The 17,151-nt window shown below is 72.5% G+C and carries 13 protein-coding genes; 4 read left to right on the top strand and 9 right to left on the bottom strand.

Annotated features, from left to right (window positions below; genetic code table 11):
- Nucleotides 1-54 precede the first annotated feature (54 nt).
- The 4 genes from ACLJWH_RS14840 to ACLJWH_RS14825 form a co-directional block, all read right to left on the bottom strand.
- Complete coding sequence (locus ACLJWH_RS14840; protein WP_411142141.1) at nt 55-504, bottom strand: hypothetical protein; 450 nt, start codon at nt 502-504, stop codon at nt 55-57.
- A 32-nt stretch (nt 505-536) separates the two neighbouring features.
- Nucleotides 537-2,150, bottom strand: a complete 1,614-nt coding sequence (locus ACLJWH_RS14835; RefSeq protein ID WP_411142140.1) for an alpha/beta fold hydrolase — start codon at nt 2,148-2,150, stop codon at nt 537-539.
- A gap of 383 nt (nt 2,151-2,533) precedes the next feature.
- A complete protein-coding gene (locus tag ACLJWH_RS14830) occupies nt 2,534-3,766 on the bottom strand; it encodes a globin domain-containing protein (RefSeq protein ID WP_411142139.1) in 1,233 nt (410 codons plus the stop codon).
- Nucleotides 3,767-3,880: 114 nt separating this feature from the next.
- Nucleotides 3,881-4,327 carry an RrF2 family transcriptional regulator gene (locus tag ACLJWH_RS14825; protein WP_411142138.1) on the bottom strand — a complete coding sequence of 149 codons (447 nt, stop codon included), beginning with the start codon at nt 4,325-4,327 and terminating at the stop codon, nt 3,881-3,883.
- Nucleotides 4,328-4,509: 182 nt separating this feature from the next.
- Between ACLJWH_RS14825 and ACLJWH_RS14820 the strand changes: the two genes are divergently transcribed.
- Nucleotides 4,510-5,784 (top strand): carbohydrate-binding protein, encoded by a 1,275-nt coding sequence (locus tag ACLJWH_RS14820; RefSeq protein WP_411142137.1) that lies wholly within the window; start codon nt 4,510-4,512, stop codon nt 5,782-5,784.
- A 77-nt stretch (nt 5,785-5,861) separates the two neighbouring features.
- Here the strand turns inward: ACLJWH_RS14820 and ACLJWH_RS14815 are convergent, their stop codons facing one another.
- Nucleotides 5,862-6,725 (bottom strand): polysaccharide deacetylase family protein, encoded by an 864-nt coding sequence (locus ACLJWH_RS14815; RefSeq protein ID WP_411142136.1) that lies wholly within the window; start codon nt 6,723-6,725, stop codon nt 5,862-5,864.
- 328 nt (nt 6,726-7,053) lie between these two features.
- On the opposite strand from ACLJWH_RS14815, the gene ACLJWH_RS14810 reads away from it, so the two are divergent.
- Nucleotides 7,054-9,018 carry an APC family permease gene (locus ACLJWH_RS14810; protein ID WP_411142135.1) on the top strand — a complete coding sequence of 655 codons (1,965 nt, stop codon included), beginning with the start codon at nt 7,054-7,056 and terminating at the stop codon, nt 9,016-9,018.
- A gap of 39 nt (nt 9,019-9,057) precedes the next feature.
- Here the strand turns inward: ACLJWH_RS14810 and ACLJWH_RS14805 are convergent, their stop codons facing one another.
- Nucleotides 9,058-10,158 carry a calcium:proton antiporter gene (locus ACLJWH_RS14805; protein WP_411142134.1) on the bottom strand — a complete coding sequence of 367 codons (1,101 nt, stop codon included), beginning with the start codon at nt 10,156-10,158 and terminating at the stop codon, nt 9,058-9,060.
- Nucleotides 10,159-10,264: 106 nt separating this feature from the next.
- Nucleotides 10,265-11,008: a hypothetical protein gene (locus tag ACLJWH_RS14800; protein ID WP_411142133.1), complete on the bottom strand. Its 744-nt coding sequence runs from the start codon at nt 11,006-11,008 to the stop codon at nt 10,265-10,267.
- A gap of 467 nt (nt 11,009-11,475) precedes the next feature.
- On the opposite strand from ACLJWH_RS14800, the gene ggt reads away from it, so the two are divergent.
- Nucleotides 11,476-13,314 (top strand): gamma-glutamyltransferase, encoded by a 1,839-nt coding sequence (ggt, locus tag ACLJWH_RS14795; protein WP_411142132.1) that lies wholly within the window; start codon nt 11,476-11,478, stop codon nt 13,312-13,314.
- A gap of 186 nt (nt 13,315-13,500) precedes the next feature.
- Nucleotides 13,501-14,961 (top strand): amidase, encoded by a 1,461-nt coding sequence (locus ACLJWH_RS14790; protein ID WP_411142131.1) that lies wholly within the window; start codon nt 13,501-13,503, stop codon nt 14,959-14,961.
- A 67-nt stretch (nt 14,962-15,028) separates the two neighbouring features.
- Here ACLJWH_RS14790 and ACLJWH_RS14785 read toward each other — a convergent pair whose 3' ends face one another.
- A complete protein-coding gene (locus ACLJWH_RS14785; protein ID WP_411142130.1) occupies nt 15,029-15,580 on the bottom strand; it encodes an isochorismatase family protein in 552 nt (183 codons plus the stop codon).
- A gap of 113 nt (nt 15,581-15,693) precedes the next feature.
- Nucleotides 15,694-17,061 (bottom strand): MFS transporter, encoded by a 1,368-nt coding sequence (locus ACLJWH_RS14780; protein ID WP_411142220.1) that lies wholly within the window; start codon nt 17,059-17,061, stop codon nt 15,694-15,696.
- Nucleotides 17,062-17,151 lie beyond the last annotated feature (90 nt).

Below are 17,151 nucleotides of genomic sequence, written 5' to 3'. Positions count from 1 at the left end.
CAGCGCGCCCCGGCCGGCTGACGCGGTCGGAGGTTCCGCCGTGGCGGGCGCGGCTCAGCGGAAGGTGCGGGCCATCCAGGGGCTGAGGCCGCGGAAGATCAGTTCCTTGTAGGTCTCGTCGCCGGGCAGCGGCACGACCAGCCACTGGCCCGGCGGGAAGACCCGCCCCTTCACATGGGCGAGCCCGCCGTACACCGAGAGCAGGAACGCGGGCACCGAGTCCCGGGGGACGTCCGGGAACGTCACCGAGTCGACGGTGATCCGCGCATCGTCCTCCGGGAAGATCTGCACGCTCACCGCGGGCGACCCGCCCAGCTCGACGAACGCCTCGTGCGGCAGCGAGCCGTCCGCGTCCAGCACCGTGAACGCCCCGGACGAGGTACGGCGGGACGTCTGGTCCGCGCCGATGTCGTCCGTGACGGTCAGCTCCAGGCGGTACTCGTCGGCGATCTCGCGGATCGCGGTGACGGCGGCCTCGGTGGTCGGCAGATGCGGATGTCCCATGGGAAGGATCATGCCCTATGGGGCAGTTGCCCTCAATCGCGTACCGGCACCGAGACATACGACGGGTCATCGGCGGGCGAGGAGAACGTCAGCCGGGCGCCGCTCGGATTGTGCTCGATGTACAGCGGATCGACGGTGTCCACGACCACCGCGAGCCGGTGCCCGGCCGGTACGTCGTACGCCGTGGAGAACAGCTCCAGGTCCACACCGAACGGCCGGCCGGGGGTCTTGCCGTGGAAGGTGAACGGCGCGTGCGAGACCAGCTTGCCGAGACCGAGCGGGCCCACGTCGTAGAGGTAGGCGATGGCGGTCCCGCTCTCGGCGGTGCCGGTCACCGTGGTGTGCAGCCGGGTGGTCCCGCGGACCCGCTGCTCGCTCGCGTAGCGCCCGGACTCCCAGACGGCGGCCACGGAACGCGGCAGCAGCGGGATCGAGGCCATCGGCGGCAGCCTGAAGAACTGGTCCAGCATGCTGGAGAGGAAGATCAGCCCGCCGTCGGCACCGGAGTCGATGCCGGTGCGGATCCGCTGGGTGCCGGTCAGCTCGATCTTCCGGTGCCCGGACGGTACGTCCCGCCAGCTCTTGTACCCCTCGTACGCGCCGGTGGAGCGGGACTTGAGCAGCACCGGCGCCGCCCGGTCGATCCCGTTGTCCGCGCCCTTGAGGTAATGGTCGAACCACTGCTTGGTGTGGCTCCAGGTGTCGTTGGGCAGTCCCAGCAGCCCGAGCCCCTCGGCGGTCGCATGGTCGCCGGGGCGGAACTCCAGCCGCTTGGGGCCGGTCAGCTTCTCGTAGAAGTCGGCGTACTGGTTGGGCGGGAACAGGGAGTCGCCCCATGCGTTGCCGAGCATGATGGCGGCGCCGTTGGCGTTGATCTTGTCGACGTAGGTGGCGGGGGAGCGCTTCTTCCCCCACGCGATCATGTCCTGCTCCTTGGCGAGGTTCGAGCCGAGGAAGTCCTTGAGGATGCCCTGGAGTTCCGGGCCGGGGCGGCCGGTGAGCTCGCCCAGGCCGCCCAGCAGCTGGGCGGCCTGCCGGTGCTGGGTGCGGCCGCTGTAGATGGAGCCGATGAGATCGCCCCAGCCGCTGAGCGCCGCGACTGCCTTGATCCGCTTGTCGAACGCGGACGCCAGCAGGCTGATCCCGGCACCGTAGGAGACCCCGCCCATGCCGACCTGCTGCGGATCGGCCGGCGTATGGGCCAGCGCCCAGTCGATGACCTTCGACGCGTCGGCGATGTCCCGCGGACCGGCCGTCTCGATCTGACCGCCGGACTGCCAGAAGCCGCGCGAGTTGTATCCGACGACCACATAGCCCGCGTCCGCCAGCTTCTCGGCCTGGGCCAGGTACTCGACCTGCGGCATCGCCCAGCTGGTGGGCAGCACGATGACCGGGTACCGCCGGGTCCCGTCGGCGCCGGCGGGCGTGATGACGTTCGCCTTGAGGACGATGCCGCCGTCACCGGTGATGTCGACGAACTTCACCGACCCGGGGGTGCGCGGGGACGGGGAGGCGGCTGTGACGGCGGAGACGGGGGTGGCGGGCGATACCGCGGCGGCGGGCGGCCCGCTGAGTACCGTGGCGGCGAGCACCGCCGCGGAGACGGTGCCGATCGCGGCGCGCAGCGTCGTGCGGGAGGGCGTCATCTTCTGCTCCAGATCTCGATGCGGACCTGGTCGGGCGCTGTCCGAGGACAGGAGGGGCACCCGGCGGTCCGATGTGACTGGAGAGTAAAGTTCGCGCTTTACCCGTGGTAACCCGTCGGTAGGTTACGGATGGGTAACACCGTGGGGGAGCGGGGAGGGGTGGTGGCGCGGACCGGCCGCCGGGATGACGCGTCCAGGCATGCCGAAGGCCGCCCGCCCCGCGCCGTCGTCGAGCAGGCGAGGTCACCCCCGAACATGACGAACGGCCCGCACGCCCCGCCAGAGGTGCGCGGACCGTCGTCCCCGGGTCCCCGCCGCGCTGCGTCGGTGGCGGCCGGAACTCCGGGTGGGGTCACATCGTCCCGGGGCCGTCGGCCCCGGGCTCACAGTCCCAGGTCCGGGCCGAAGACCTCGTAGTGGATGTCGGCCGGGCGTACTCCGGACTCCAGGAGCTGGGCGCGGGCCGCCCTCATGAACGGCACCGGGCCGCAGAGGTAGGCGGTGGTGCCGGCCGGGATCTCCAGCTGCGACAGGTCCATCCGGCCGGTGTGCACGGTGACGGCGCGGTGCCGGTCGCCGGCGCCGTCCTCGCCGCCGACGGAGGTGCTTTCGGCGGCGGCCTCGTACCAGACATCCGCGGTCGCCCCGGTCAGTTTGCCGGTGAGCTGCCGGAGTTCGGCGCCGAAGGCGTGGGTGTGCGGTGCACGGTCGGCGTGTGCCGCGATGACGTGGCGCGGGGAGCCGACGGCGGCCAGGTGCGTGAGCATCCCGATCATCGGCGTACAGCCGATCCCGGCGGAGGCGAGCAGCAGCGGTCCGGCGCCATCGTCGAGCACCACATCGCCGAACGGCGCGCTCACCCGCAGCGTCTCCCCGCCGTGGAAGTGGTCGTGCAGATGCCCGGAGACCTCGCCCGCCGGATCGCCGGCCGGGTCCCCGGCCACCCGCTTGACGGAGAACTGCACACCGCCGTCCGGCTGCCCGGACAGGCTGTACTGCCGTATCTGCCGTGCCCCGTCGGGGAGTTCGACCTGCACGGAGACGTACTGGCCGGGCCGGGACGCCGGGACGGGCGCGTCGTCGAGCGGCTGGAGGAAGAACGTCGCGACGTCGTCGGCCTCCTGGACGCGTCCGGCTACCCGGTACGTACGCCACACCGCGCCGTCCGGGGTGCCGGTCTCCGCGTAGAGACCCTTCTCGATGGCGACGAGGGCATGCGCCATCAGCCAGTACACCTCGTCCCAGGCCCGTACGACCTCGTCGGTCACCGCATCGCCGAGTACCTCCGCGATGGCCGCGAAGAGGTGTTCGCGCACGATGGGGTACTGGTCCTCGCGCACCCCGAGTGAGGCGTGCTTGTGCGCGATACGGGCGAGCATGGTGTCCGGACGGCTCTCCGGGTGCTCCACCAGATAGCCCGCGAAGGTGGCTATGGACCCCGCGAGCGCCTGCCGCTGAGTGCCGTTGGCCTGGTTGGCGCGGTTGAAGAGATCGCGCAGCAGCGCGGGGTGGGCCGCGAACATCTTCTCGTAGAAGAGCGGCGTGATCTCCCCGATGGCCGCCCCGACGGCGGGGAGGGTGGCACGTACGGTCTCGGCGGACTTCGGTGACAGCATCGGAAACTCCAGACTCTCGGCACTCTCGGACTGAGACATAACTTGCATCTGAGATGCGTATTTTTGCGTGTGGCTGTGGCGGTAGCCGGTGGGTGGCGGCTCTGGGGGCGGGAGTTAGTCGGGTGGGCGGGTGGTCAGGGTCAGCAGCAGGGGACCGGTCGGCTTGTCGACCAGGTCCGCGATCGACAGCGGATCGAGCGAGGCGAAGAACGCCTCCTGCGCCGTGCGCAACGCGCCGCGCAGCAGGCAGCCGCCGCGCAGCGGGCACGGCGGATCGTCCTCGCACCCCACGACATCGCCGACCCCCTCCAGCTCGCGGACGAGCCGGCCGAGCGAACCCGTACGCCCCGCGGTGGTCAGCGTCAGCCCGCCGCCGCGCCCGCGCCGCGCCTCGACCGCGCCGAGGTGCTGGAGCTTGCTCACCACCTTGGCGGCGTGCGTGTACGGCACGTCCACGGCGCTCGCCACCTCGCGGGTGGTCGGGGCGTCGCCCGTGTCGTCGAGGACCGCCAGCCGCATGGCGATGCGCAGGGCGATGTCGGTGCTCTTGGTGAGTCGCACAGCCCTCACCGTACAGAAGTGGTATCTGGAATGCCAATTTGTGCATGGCGTCCGCCTAGGGGCCCCTGGTGCGGGTAGTTGAATTCGAGATTGGTCCGGTTCGAAGTGTTGACGCGTCAATGACGCGGGTTCAGTCTGTGAGGCGATTGGTCTGGACCACTTCGTCTCCCGCGGGAGGACCCGTGTCACTTCGAAACGCCAGAACACTCACCGCCGCCGTATCGGCGGCCTGCCTCGCGGCCGCGGCGCTGATCGGGACGGCCGCCGCCACCGGCCATGCGGCCGCCACCGGCCAAGCGGTCACGGCCGGCCGTGCGGTCCCCGCGGCATCGACCGCCGTCGGCAGCAACTGGTACGCCGCCGCGCCCTACCTCATGCCGCTGGACAATGATCCGCCGGACGCCGGAGCGGTCATGGACGCCACCGGTCTCAAGGCGTTCCAGCTGGCCTTCATCCTGGCGCCGAACGGGGGCGGCTGTTCGCCGACGTGGGGCGGTACCAGCCCGGTCGACTCCGACACCGCCGTGGCGGGCGTGATCTCCGCCATCCGCGCCAAGGGGGGTGATGTCTCGGCCTCCGTCGGGGGCTACGGCGGCACCAAGCTCGGCCAGAGCTGCGGCACCCCCGAGGCCACCGCCGCCGCGTACCAAAAGGCCATCGACAAGTACGGGCTCAAAGCGCTCGACCTGGACCTGGAGGAGCCGGAGTACGAGAACACGGCCGCCGTGCACAACGAGATCGGCGCCGCCAAGATCCTCCAGCAGCGGAATCCCGGCATCTATCTGTCCATCACCACGGCGGGCACCGCCGATGGCACCGGCTGGTTCGGCAAGCAGATGCTCAACGAAGCGAAGTCCCAGGCGTTCGTCCCGGACAACTTCTCCATCATGCCCTTCGACGGCGGATTCGACGGAGCCGCGTCACAGACCCAGGCGCTGACGAACTTCAACGCCGTCCTCCGGTCCACCTTCGGCTGGGACGAGGCCACCGCCTATGCCCACGAAGGCATCTCGCAGATGAACGGCCGCAGCGACACCGGTGAGTACTTCACCCAGGCGGACTTTCAGACGGTGCTCGACTTCGCGACCGGCCATCACATGGCGCGCTTCACCAACTGGTCCGTCAACCGCGACCGGCAGTGCTCCCCGCCGGACAACAACGGCAGGACGTCCGGCACATGCAGCAGCGTGCCGCAGGGCGCGTACGACTTCACCGCGTACTCGGTGAAGTTCGCCGGAGCCACCCCGCCCACCCCGACGGCACCGCCGACCAGCTCACCCACCACACCTCCGCCCGGCGGGAGTTGCACCACGGCCGCGTACCGCGGCAGCGCCGTCTACGTGGGCGGCGACACCGTCTCCTACGACGGGCACCTCTGGAAGGCGAAGTGGTGGACACGGGGCGAGACACCCTCGACCGGCGGCTCGGGCGTATGGCAGGAGCAGGGCACCTGCTGATCCCCGGAACGGGCGGCGCCGTGCCCTCGCGAGGACGCGGAACCGGCGGCCTGTCCCGGCCGGTCGCCCGTACCGGCTCAGTACTCGACCCGGATCGGGGTGTATCCCTCGTCCAGCAGGCGAGGCAGGTACCACTCCAGGGCGGCCACGGTCTGGGAGCGATTGCCGCCGCCGTCGTGTGACAGCACGATCGCGCCCGGTTTCATTTCGCTCATGATGTTCGTCGCGATGCGGTCGGCTCCTGGGCAGGTCCAGTCCAGTGAGTCGATCGACCAGTTGACGGGTGACATGCCCAGCTCATTGCAGATTCTCAGGGAGGCCCGGTCCCAGTCGCCGTACGGGGCGCGGGCCAGGGTCGGGGCGCTGCCCAGGGTCTTCTCGATCAGGTCGCTGGTGCGGCCGAGTTCGCTGCGCACCCGGCCCGGGGCGAGCGTGGTGAACTGGGGGTGCGTCCAGGAGTGGTTGGCGACGATGTGGCCGTCACCGACGATGGCGTGCAGCTGTTCCGGGAAGGCGACGGCGCATTCGCCGAGGACGAAGAAGGTGGCCCGGACGTCGTGGCTGCGCAGGACGCGGAGGACCTGGGGGGTGAAGCTGGGTTCGGGGCCGTCGTCGAAGGTGAGCGCGATCTCGCGGGTGTCGGTGGGGACCGTGAAAGCGACCTCGGCATGGGTCGGCGGGGCGTCGGGGTACCACGGGGACGGTTCGCCGGCGATGGGGCGCAGCCGGTAGGTGTCGGGGGCCTGTGCGGGCAGCGCGCCACGGGCCGGTGGCGCGGGCGCGGCGGGGTGCGGCTGTACCGCGCCGTGGCGTCCCGCGGGCGCTGTCGGTGTGTCCGTGTCGGGCAGGGTCAGGATGCGGGCGGCGGAGAGTGCGCCGACCGCGACGGCACCGCGGAGAAAGAGCCGTCTCGTTCTTGTGCGTTTATCGTTTTTATTCACCTCACCGTGCTCTCATGCGGCTACCGGTCCGGGCCGCAACGACACGGCGGGCGCGGGATGTCACGCGGGAATCGCACCCGATCGGCCGTCCGGTGGCGGGTGCCGAGGGGGTGGGGCGGCCTTGGGCGGAGGCGGTGCGGGGGAGCGGCGGGGCCGCCGTGACGCCGTCGGGGTGAGCGCCGGGGGTGGACCGGCCCGGCTTTCGCGGGGGCCCGCGCCCCGGCCCCGAGGACGGCTCCGGCCCCTCCCGGCCCCGGCCCGGCGCCTCCGGGGCCCGCCCCGCGAGCCTCCCTCCCCCTCCACTGGATGGCTCATAGTTTGTCCGGCTATGAGCCAATTCTTCAGGCCGAAGCGGATGATGGTCGGCCGTCCGCTGGACAGTGCGCGGCTCGGCGAGACGCTGCTGCCGAAGCGGCTGGCCCTGCCGATCTTCTGTAGCGACCCGCTGTCCTCGGTCGCCTACGCCACCGAGGAGATCCTGCTGGTGGTGGCGCTCGGCGGGGTCGCCCTGCTGCATCTGGCCTGGTACGCGGCGGCCGGCATCGTGCTGCTGCTCATCGTCGTGGTCGCCTCCTACCGGCAGACCTGTTACGCGTATCCCGGGGGCGGCGGGGCGTACATCGTCAGCGCACAGAACCTCGGCCCGACCGCGGCGCTCACCTCGGCCAGCGCCCTGCTCGTCGACTATGTGCTGACCGTCGCGGTGTCCGTCGTCTCCGGGGTCGCGGCCATCACCTCCGCGATCCCGTCCCTCAGCGGCCACAACGTCGCGCTCTCCGTCGGCTTCGTGGGGCTGCTGGCCCTGATGAACCTGCGCGGCGTCCGCGAATCGGGCCGGGTCTTCGCCGTCCCCACCTACGGGTTCATCTTCTTCGTCTACCTGATGTTCGCGTTCGCCGCCGTACGGATGGCCACCGGCGCGAGCATCCGCGCCGAGTCCGCGGAGCTGCCGCTGCACACGGTCTCGGTCTACTCCGGGCTCGCGCTCGTGCTGCTGACGATGCGGGCCTTCGCGTCCGGCTGCACCGCGCTGACCGGCGTCGAGGCGATCAGCAACGGCGTGCCCGCCTTCGCCCGGCCCAAGAGCCGCAACGCCGCCATGACGCTGTCGATCATGGGATTCTTCTCGGTCACCATGTTCGCCGGGATCACGGCCCTGGCCATGGCCTGTCGGGTGCACGTCGCGGCGGAGCCCACCGCACTGGGGCTCGCGCCGGACACCCCGATGCCCACCGCGCTCTCCCAGATCGCCCGCGCCGCCTTCGGCGACGTCCGCTTCCTCTTCTACCTGCTGCAAGCCTTCACGGCCGGGGTGCTCGTCCTCGCCGCCAACACCGCCTTCAACGGCTTCCCGATGCTGGCCTCGATCCTCGCCGCGGACGGCTACGCGCCCCGGCAGCTGCAGAACCGCGGTGACCGGCTGGTCTTCTCCAACGGCGTCATCCTGCTCGCGCTGGCCGCGATCGGGCTGATCGTCCTCTTCGGCGCGGAGCTCACCCGGCTGATCCAGCTCTACATCATCGGCGTCTTCGTCTCCTTCACGCTCTCCCAGGCCGGTATGGTGCGGCACTGGCGGACCGTGCTCGCCGAACGGGGGCCGGACACCGCGCTCCGCGTACGGCACCGGCGCTCCCAGGCGATCAACGCGGTCGGGGCGGTACTCACCGGTGTGGTGCTGATCATCGTCCTGATCACCAAGTTCACGCACGGCGCCTGGCTCGTGGTGATCGCCATGCCCGCGCTCTTCCTGGCCATGCGGGGGGTACGGCAGCACTACCGGCGGGTCGTCGAGGAACTGGTGGTCGCGCCGGACGCCCGTCCGTGGGAGCCGGCCGGAATCCATGTGCTGGTGCTGGTCTCCGCCCTGAACGCACCCGTGCTCAAGGCCCTCGGCTACGCCCGCGCGATGCGCCCCGCCTCGCTCAACGCACTGACCGTCGCGGTCGATCCGTCGGACGTCGTGGGACTGCGCGCGCAGTGGGACGCCCATGACATCGACGTACCGCTCCAGGTGCGCAGCTCGCCCTACCGGGACTTCACCCAACCGGTGATCAACCACATCCTGGACGTCGGGGAGCGGCATCCGGGCGGGGCCGTCACGGTCGTGATCCCCGAGTACATCGTCGGCCACTGGTGGGAACATCTGCTGCACAACCAGAGCGCCCTGCGCCTGAAGGCCCGGCTGCTCTTCACGCCCGGCGTGACCGTGATCAACGTCCCGTTCCGGCTCGCGTCGAGCAGACACCCGCGGGAACGGGACGGGCGGGATGCGTGGGGTGTCCGGGAGAGATAGGGCGGGCGGAGCACGGGCGCGGCCGGTCCGCGCGCCGTGTCAGGGGCTGACGGCCAGCACGATGTACGCGGCCAGCAGGGCCAGATGGACGCCGCCCTGCAACGGGGTGGCGCGGCCGGGGATCACCGTCAGCGTGCCGACGACGACGGTGAGGGCGAGCAGCACCATATGGCTGGCGCCCAGGCCCAGGACCAGGGGGCCCTTCAGCCAGATGGTGGCCAGCGCGACCACGGGAATGGTCAGGCCGATGCTGGCCATCGCCGAGCCGAGGCCGAGGTTGAGGCTGGTCTGCACACGGTCGCGGCGGGCCGCGCGGACCGCCGCGATGGTCTCCGGCAGCAGGACCAGCAGAGCGATGACGACCCCGACGACGGAGGTCGGCAGACCGGCCGCGGCCACACCGGACTCGATGGTCGGGGAGACGGCCTTGGCCAGGCCGACCACCGCGATCAGGGCCAGCGCCAGCTCACCGAGACTGAAGAGCGCGTCCTGCGCCGACGGCGGGTCGGCGTGCTCCTCCGCGTCGATCACCTCGCCCGCCGAGGTCACCGGCAGGAAGTAGTCCCGATGGCGGAAGGTCTGCGTGGTCACGAACAGCCCGTAGAGCGTCAGCGCGGCGAGGGCGGCGAAGACCAGCTGCGGTGCGGAGAACCGCGGGCCCGGCGTGCTGGTGGTGAACGTCGGCAGGACCAGGCTGAGGCCGGCCAGCGTGGTGACGGTCGCCAGCGCCGCGCCGGTCCCCTCGGGGTTGAAGACGGCCACCCGGCGCTTGAGCGAGCCGACCAGCAGAGAGAGGCCGACGATGCCGTTGCAGGTGATCATCACCGCCGCGAAGACGGTGTCCCGGGCCAGCCCGGCGTTCTTCTCGCCGCCATCGACCATCAGTGTGACGATCAGCGCCACTTCGATGACCGTCACCGCGACCGCAAGGATGAGTGACCCGAACGGCTCGCCCACGCGGTGCGCGATCACCTCGGCGTGGTGCACCGCGGCGAGCACCGCCCCGGCCAGGAAGCAGGAGACCACGACGACCAGCGCGACCGGCAGCGTCCGTCCCCAGGTCAGTGCCAGCAGGACGATTGCCAGGATGGGCAGCAGACCGGTCCAGCGCAGGACCGTGGAACGGAGACTGGCGATCATGCCTTCGAGCTTCGCAGATCCTCCGTGTCCCCGCCCGCGGGTACGGGCCGGGTCGCCGCCGGGAACTCGGCCGGACCGGTGGCGCGCCGGGCGGGCCCCGGGACGGTCAGACCGCCGCCCGGTGGCCCCGCACCTCGGCGGGGGCGGTCGCGGCCTTGGTGACATCCGCCACCAGCTCGACGACATCGGGTCCGTACGCCTGCGAGTTGACCACCTTCAGCAGCAGGCAGAACTGGCCCTCGGCGCCGTATCTGCGGGCCAGCCTGGCCCGGTTGCGGACGAGGTGACGGACGGCGGCCCGGTGGGTGACCGGGCGCTGGCCGGCCGCCAGGAACACCGGCCGGCCGCCCTCACCCGCCGTCAGACGGGCCAGCAGGACGTATTCGAGCGCCCCGGGCTCCATCCGGTACGTCGAGCCGCCGATCACGAAGGTGCCGCGGCCCATGCCCAGCTCGTCGCCCGGCTGCACGGTGACGCCCGGCAGCAGACTGGTCAGGTGCGAGGCCAGCCGGCGGTGCGCGGTCGGGTCGCCGACACAGAACTCGGTGCGCGCCCCGAAGCCCTGGAGGCCGGTGTCGTGCGGCGCGACCTCGGGGTGCGCCCCGCAGTTCTCGACCACCGCGGCCAGCCCGAGCAGCGCCAGCGCGTCATGGCGGGGGATGCTCCAGTGGGCCGAGGCGCTGTCCCGGTGGGTGACCAGCACGCACTCCGAACCGGCCGGCAGACCGAAGAAGTCCTGTTCACGGGTGAGCTTCCGGCGGGCCGCAGCCGATCGCACGGCCCAGCCGGCCGCGAGCCCCACGATGAGGGCCGCGGCCGGCACGGTCAGGAGCAGCAGGGTGTCGTCCATGGCGGGCGAGCGTAGCCGCTGCCCGGGAGCGTGTTCGAGGGCGGGGCGGGCGGCTGGGCCGGCTTGTCCCGGTCCGTACGGACCCAGCTGATCCGTGCCGACACGGCTGATTCATGCGGACATATGCGCTCCGAGCCGGCGCTTCGGAGCCGCGCGGATGCCTGCGCTCCGGGCCGGCGCTTCGGAGCCGTGCGGACACCTGCGCTCGGTGCCGGTATGCCGGATCCGTGCCGGCACGTCAGATCCGCACCGGCACGTCAGAGGTGTGCGGACACCCCCGGCCCGTGGCGGCCCTCCTGGTCCGTGCCGCTGCCCCGACCGGCGCGGCGCACCCGATCCGTACGGGCATATCCGGCCCGTACCGGCATAGGGGACAGGCCACCGTCGTGCCCTCTGTCGTCGCGCAATTCCCCCGAGTATGCTCCGCCCGCTGCCGCCCCCGCGCGCACTTTGGAGGAAATTCCGGTATGTCGAACGCCCGACGCCTCACCGTCCTGGGAGCGGCCGCCGCGCTGGCCGGTTCCCTGGTGGCGGTCCCCGCCGCCGCCCAGTCAGCGCCACCACAACCCAGCGGCGCACCGCACTCCGGCCCGGCGGCCCCCGCTGCCGCACCGGCCAAGACCCCGGTCGCCACAGGCTCCGGCGGGGCGGTGTCCAGCGTCGACGCGGACGCCTCGGCCGCTGGTATAGCGGTACTCAAGAAGGGCGGCAACGCCGTGGACGCGGCGGTCGCCACCGCCGCCGCGCTCGGCGTCACGGAGCCCTACTCCGCAGGGGTCGGCGGCGGTGGCTACTTCGTCTACTACGACGCGAGGACCCGGACCGTACGGACCCTCGACGGGCGGGAGACCGCGCCGCGCTCGGCGGGCAAGGACCTCTTCCTGGAGAACGGCAAGCCGATACCGTTCGACGACGCCGTCACCAGCGGGCTGAGCGTCGGCACACCGGGCACACCCGCCACCTGGGACACCGCCCTGCGCAAGTGGGGCAGCCGGTCGCTGGGCCAGGTGCTGCGGCCCGCACAGGACCTGGCCGAGCACGGCTTCACCGTCGACGAGACGTTCCGCCAGCAGACCGCGCAGAACGAGGCCCGCTTCCGGGACTTCCCCGCGACCGCCGGCATCTTCCTGCCGGGGGGCAAGCTCCCGGTGGTCGGCTCGAAGCTGAAGAACCCCGATCTGGCGCGTACGTACGGGGAGTTGGCGAAGAAGGGCGTCGGCGAGCTCTACCGCGGGCGGCTGGGCCAGGACATCGTGCGGACGGTGCGGCGGCCGCCGGTGCGCCCCGGCACCACCCGGCAGGTGCGGCCCGGCGACCTCACCGCCAGGGACCTGCGGGCGTACCGGGTGCGCGGCGAGGCGCCGACCCACACCACCTACCGCGGACTGGACGTCTACGGCATGGGGCCGTCCTCGTCCGGTGGCACCAGCGTCGCCGAGGCGCTCAACATCCTCTCGAAGAGCGATATTTCACGGCTGAGCGAGAAGCAGTATCTGCACCGCTATATCGAGGCCAGCCGGATCGCCTTCGCCGACCGCGGCCGCTGGGTCGGCGACCCGGCGTACGAGAAGGTGCCGGCCAAGGGCCTGACCTCGCAGCGGTTCGCCGACTCGCGGGCGTGCCTGATCAAGGACGACGCGGCGCTCACCAGCCCGCTCGCACCGGGCGACCCGCGCCACCCCCGGCGCTGCGACACCGGCGGCCAGGCCGCTCCGACGACGTACGAGGGCGAGAACACCACCCATCTGACCGTCGCCGACAAGTGGGGCAACGTCGTCGCCTACACCCTCACCATCGAGCAGACCGGCGGCAGCGGCATCGTCGTACCGGGCCGTGGCTTCCTGCTCAACAACGAGCTGACCGACTTCTCCTTCGCGCCCGCGAACCCGGCCGTGCACGACCCCAACCTGCCCGGCCCCGGCAAGCGGCCGCGTTCGTCCATCTCGCCGACGATCGTGCTGCGCGACGGCCGGCCGGTGGTGGCGCTCGGCTCGCCGGGCGGCGCGACCATCATCACGACCGTGCTGCAAACCCTCGTCAACCACCTGGACCGCGGGATGCCGCTGGTCGACGCCATCGCCGCACCGCGCGCCAGTCAGCGCAACGCGGCGGCCACCGAACTCGAACCGGGCCTGTGGAACAGCCCGCTGCGCGGCCAACTCGAAGCGGTCGGCCAGGTGTTCAAGGAGAACCCGGAGATCGGGGCGGCCACCGGCGTCCAGCGGCTGCCGGACGGGCGCTGGCTCGCGGCGGCCGAGAAGGTGCGGCGCGGCGGCGGATCCGCGATGGTGGTCCGCCGGTCCTAGCGGCGGTTCCCGGACCGGGCGGCCGGACCGGCACAGCGGCCGGCATCTGCCGTCCGTGTGTCTTCCACGTGTCTTCCGTGTGCTGTCCGGGCGTCCCGCAGCGCGGCGGCATTGTCGGCCGTGGGCGTGACGACTACCCTCCTGGGACCGTTTGTTCGAATGAACGGTCTCAGGAGGGCGCGCACCGTGAGCGTTGACGAGAGCCGGGAGAGCGAGACCGGGCCCGTACCGGCCGGAGCGGCCGGGGAGTGGGAAGGGCTCGCCGAGCAGGCGCGGGCGCTGGCCGACGGCCGGGTGACCTCGGTCGCCCTCGTCACGCGGTCGCTGGCGCGCATCGCGGCCACCCAGAGCAGTGTCAACGCCTTCCGGCGGGTCCGTGCCGAGGCGGCGATGGCGGAGGCCGAGGCGGCCGACCGCAGGCTGGCCGCCGGCGAACGGCTGCCGCTGCTGGGTGTGCCGGTCGCGGTCAAGGACGATACGGATGTGGCGGGTGAGCCGACCGCGTTCGGCTGCGCCGGGGAGTTCCCGCCCAAGGCGCGGGACGCCGAGGTCGTCCGGCGGCTGCGCGCGGCCGGTGCGGTGATCGTCGGCAAGACCAACGCCTGCGAACTCGGACAGTGGCCGTTCACCGAGGGACCGGCGTTCGGCGAGACCCGCAATCCGTGGCATCTCGCCCACACCCCGGGCGGCTCGTCCGGCGGCTCGGCTGCCGCGGTCGCCGCCGGGCTGGTACCGGCCGCGCTCGGCACCGACGGCGCGGGCTCGGTACGGATCCCCGCGGCCTGGACCCATCTCGTCGGCATCAAGCCACAGCGCGGCCGCATCTCCACCTGGCCCGACCCCGAGTCCTTTCAGGGGATCACCGGGATCGGCCCGCTGGCGCGCACGGTCGAGGACGCGGCACTGCTGCTGGACGTCGCGAGCGGCAACCACACCGGCGATCTGCACCGCCCGCCCGTCATCGGCGCGCGCGAGGCGGCCGGCCGCGATCCGGGGCGGCTGCGCATCGCGCTGTCCTGGAAGCCCGCCTTCACCGGTACGTCCAAACCGCTGCACCCGGAGGTCCGGGCGGCGGTCACCGGTCTGGCTCGTACGCTGGCCCGTCTCGGTCACCAGGTCGAGGCCGCCGAACCGGACTACGGCCTGGTCGGGCTCTCCTTCGTGCCGCGCGCGACGGCCGGGGTGGGGGAGTGGGCGGCACGGGTACCCGACCGCGCCCTGCTGGACCGGCGTACGCGGGAGGCGGCGCGGCTGGGACGACTGCTGGGCGGCCCGGTACTGCGCCGGGCGCGCGCCGTCGAGAAGCGTCAACAGGAGCGCATCGGGGCGCTGTTCGGCCCGTACGACGTGCTGCTGACACCGACCACCGCCACCCCGCCACCGCGCATCGGCACCTTCGCGAAGCTGAACGGCTGGCGTACGGATCAGGCCATGATCGCCGCCTGTCCGTACGCCTGGCCATGGAACGTGCTGGGCTGGCCGGGGGTGAGCGTGCCCGCCGGATTCAGCACCGGCGGACTGCCGTTGGGCGCCCAGCTGCTGGGCCCGGCGCACACCGAACCGCGGCTGATCTCGCTGGCCGCGCAGCTCCAGGACGATCTGCGCTGGCACGAGCGACGGCCCGCCGGACATCCGGTCACCGGCTGACGACGGGAGGTACCCGCTGCCGCCCGCCGGTACCGGCCGGTCGCCGCCGGGCCGCCGCCCGGCGCCGTCAGCCGAGGAGCTCGATGATCGCGTCGGTGGTGTCCGTCTCGCCGAGCAGCGGGAAAATCCGCTCCAGACTGCGGCGGTGGGCCGCCTCGTCGGGGTCCGTCACCGCGTCGGTGGCGACGGTGACGTGGTAGCCGTGCTCGTGCGCGGCACGGGCGCTGGACTCCACGCCGATGCTGGTGGCGATGCCGCCGAACACCACCTGGGTCACGCCGCGGCGGCGCAGCTCCAGGTCGAGGCCGGTGCCGTGGAAGGCGCCCCACTGCTGCTTGGTGACGGTGATGTCGGTGGGCTGCCGGTCGAGTTCGGGCACCAGCTCGGCCCAGTCGGCGGGCGGCGTGCCGTGGCCCGCGCCGGACTCCGTACGGCCCGGCGCGCGGCCCGTGACGTTCACCAGGACGACGGGCAGCCCGTGCGCGCGGAAGGCGGCGGCGAGCCGCGCACCGCGCGCGATGACCTCGGTGGTGGGGTGGACGGTCGGCAGGGCGGCGATGCCCTTCTGGAGATCGATCAGGACCAGGGCGGTCGTGGCGTCGAGTGTGGTGGCGGGCACGGTGAACTCCTTTGACATAACGGGTGGTTCCGGCGCGGCCGAGGCAGGCGGTGTGGCCGGAGGGGGACTGGGGGGTGTCCCGGTCGAGGGGCGGTGCGGGACCGTCCGGCCGGTCAGCCGGCGGCCGTCCGGGCGGCGCCGGTCCGCAGGGCGCGGTCGGTGAGGGTCAGCGCGAGCAGCAGGACGCCGAGGAGGACGCCGAGCCCGGCGATCTCGTGCAGCCCGGCGTCCGTCGCGCGCCGCCCGTACACCAGCCCGATCAGGCTCGAAGCGCTGATCGCGCCGAGGTACTGGGCGGTGCGCTGGAGCCCGGCGGCCGCGCCGACGCCGTCGGCCGGGGCCTGGGCGTAGACGGCGGCCTGATTGCCGGTGGCGGCCAGGCCCTGCGGGATGCCGAAGAGTGCCCCGGCGAAGAGCAGCGCGCCGAGCGGGGTGCCGTCGTGCAGCAGCAGGAGGACCCCGCCGCCCGCCGCGAGCGCGACCGCGGCGATCGTCAGCGGGGCGCGGATGCCCTTGGTCCGGGCGCCGGCCAGCGAACAGCAGGCGGCCGCGCCGGACATCGGCAGCATGATCAGACCGGCGTGGAAGGACGAGTAGCCGTGCGCCTGCTCCAGCCACTGGCTGAACCCGTAGAGCACGCCGTAGATGACGAGATACGTCAGCCCGTGCCGCAGGTAGGTGCGCACCAGCGCGCGGTTGCGGGCGAGCATCCGCAGGTCGAGGAAGGGCGCCGGATGCCGGAGCTGCCACCACACCAGGACGGCCGCCAGGAGGACGGTGGGGGCGAGCAGCGGCCACCGCGGGTCGTCGAGGCGCAGCAGGAAGAACATCGCGGTGGTCAGGGTCGCGGCGAACAGCCCGATGCCCAGCGGGTCGAGGGAACCGCCCGCCGGTGCGTCGCCGGTGGGGGCCGGTGCGGGTCCGGTGCCGCCGCGCCCGGGATCGGCGGGCAGCCACCGCAGCCCGCAGACCAGGGCGACCAGCGCGAGCGGGACGTTCACGGCGAAGACCCCGCGCCAGCCCGTCGTGACGGCGAGCAGCCCGCCGAGCGTGGGGCCGACGGCGGCGCTGCCCAGCGCGGCGAGCGAGAGCCGGCCGAGTATGTGCCGGGGCGTCGGCACGCCCGCCCGCCGCGACTCGGCGCGCAGCATCGCCATCGCGGCGGGGTACGCGGCCGCGGTACCGATCCCGAGCACCGCCCGCGAGACGACCAGCAGGGTGAAGGTGGGCGCGAGGGCGCCGAGCAGGCCCGCGACGCAGACGATCAGCGCCCCGGCGACGAAGACCCGGCGCGGGCCCAGCCGGTCCGCCAGCCGCCCCATCGACGGCTGGCCCACCGCACTGGCGAGGAACATCGCGGAGATGAGCCAGGCGGTGTCGGCGGCGCCGACCTGGAAGTCCCGGCCGATGGCGACCAGGGCGGTGGCGATCATCGTCGAGTTGATGGGATTCAGCGCCGAGCCGAGCAGCAGCGGCGTCATCAGCCGGGCCCCGAAGGCGCGCTCGGCGGGGCCGGGAGCGCCCGGACCGGCAGCGGCCGGCCCGGGAGTCCGACGGGTGCCGGCGCCGGT

Source organism: Streptomyces sp. x-80 (assembly GCF_046549095.1).
Lineage (GTDB): Bacteria > Actinomycetota > Actinomycetes > Streptomycetales > Streptomycetaceae > Streptomyces > Streptomyces celluloflavus.
The sequence above is the reverse complement of the archived record's forward strand: the minus strand, read 5'-3'. Positions and strand labels throughout refer to the sequence as shown.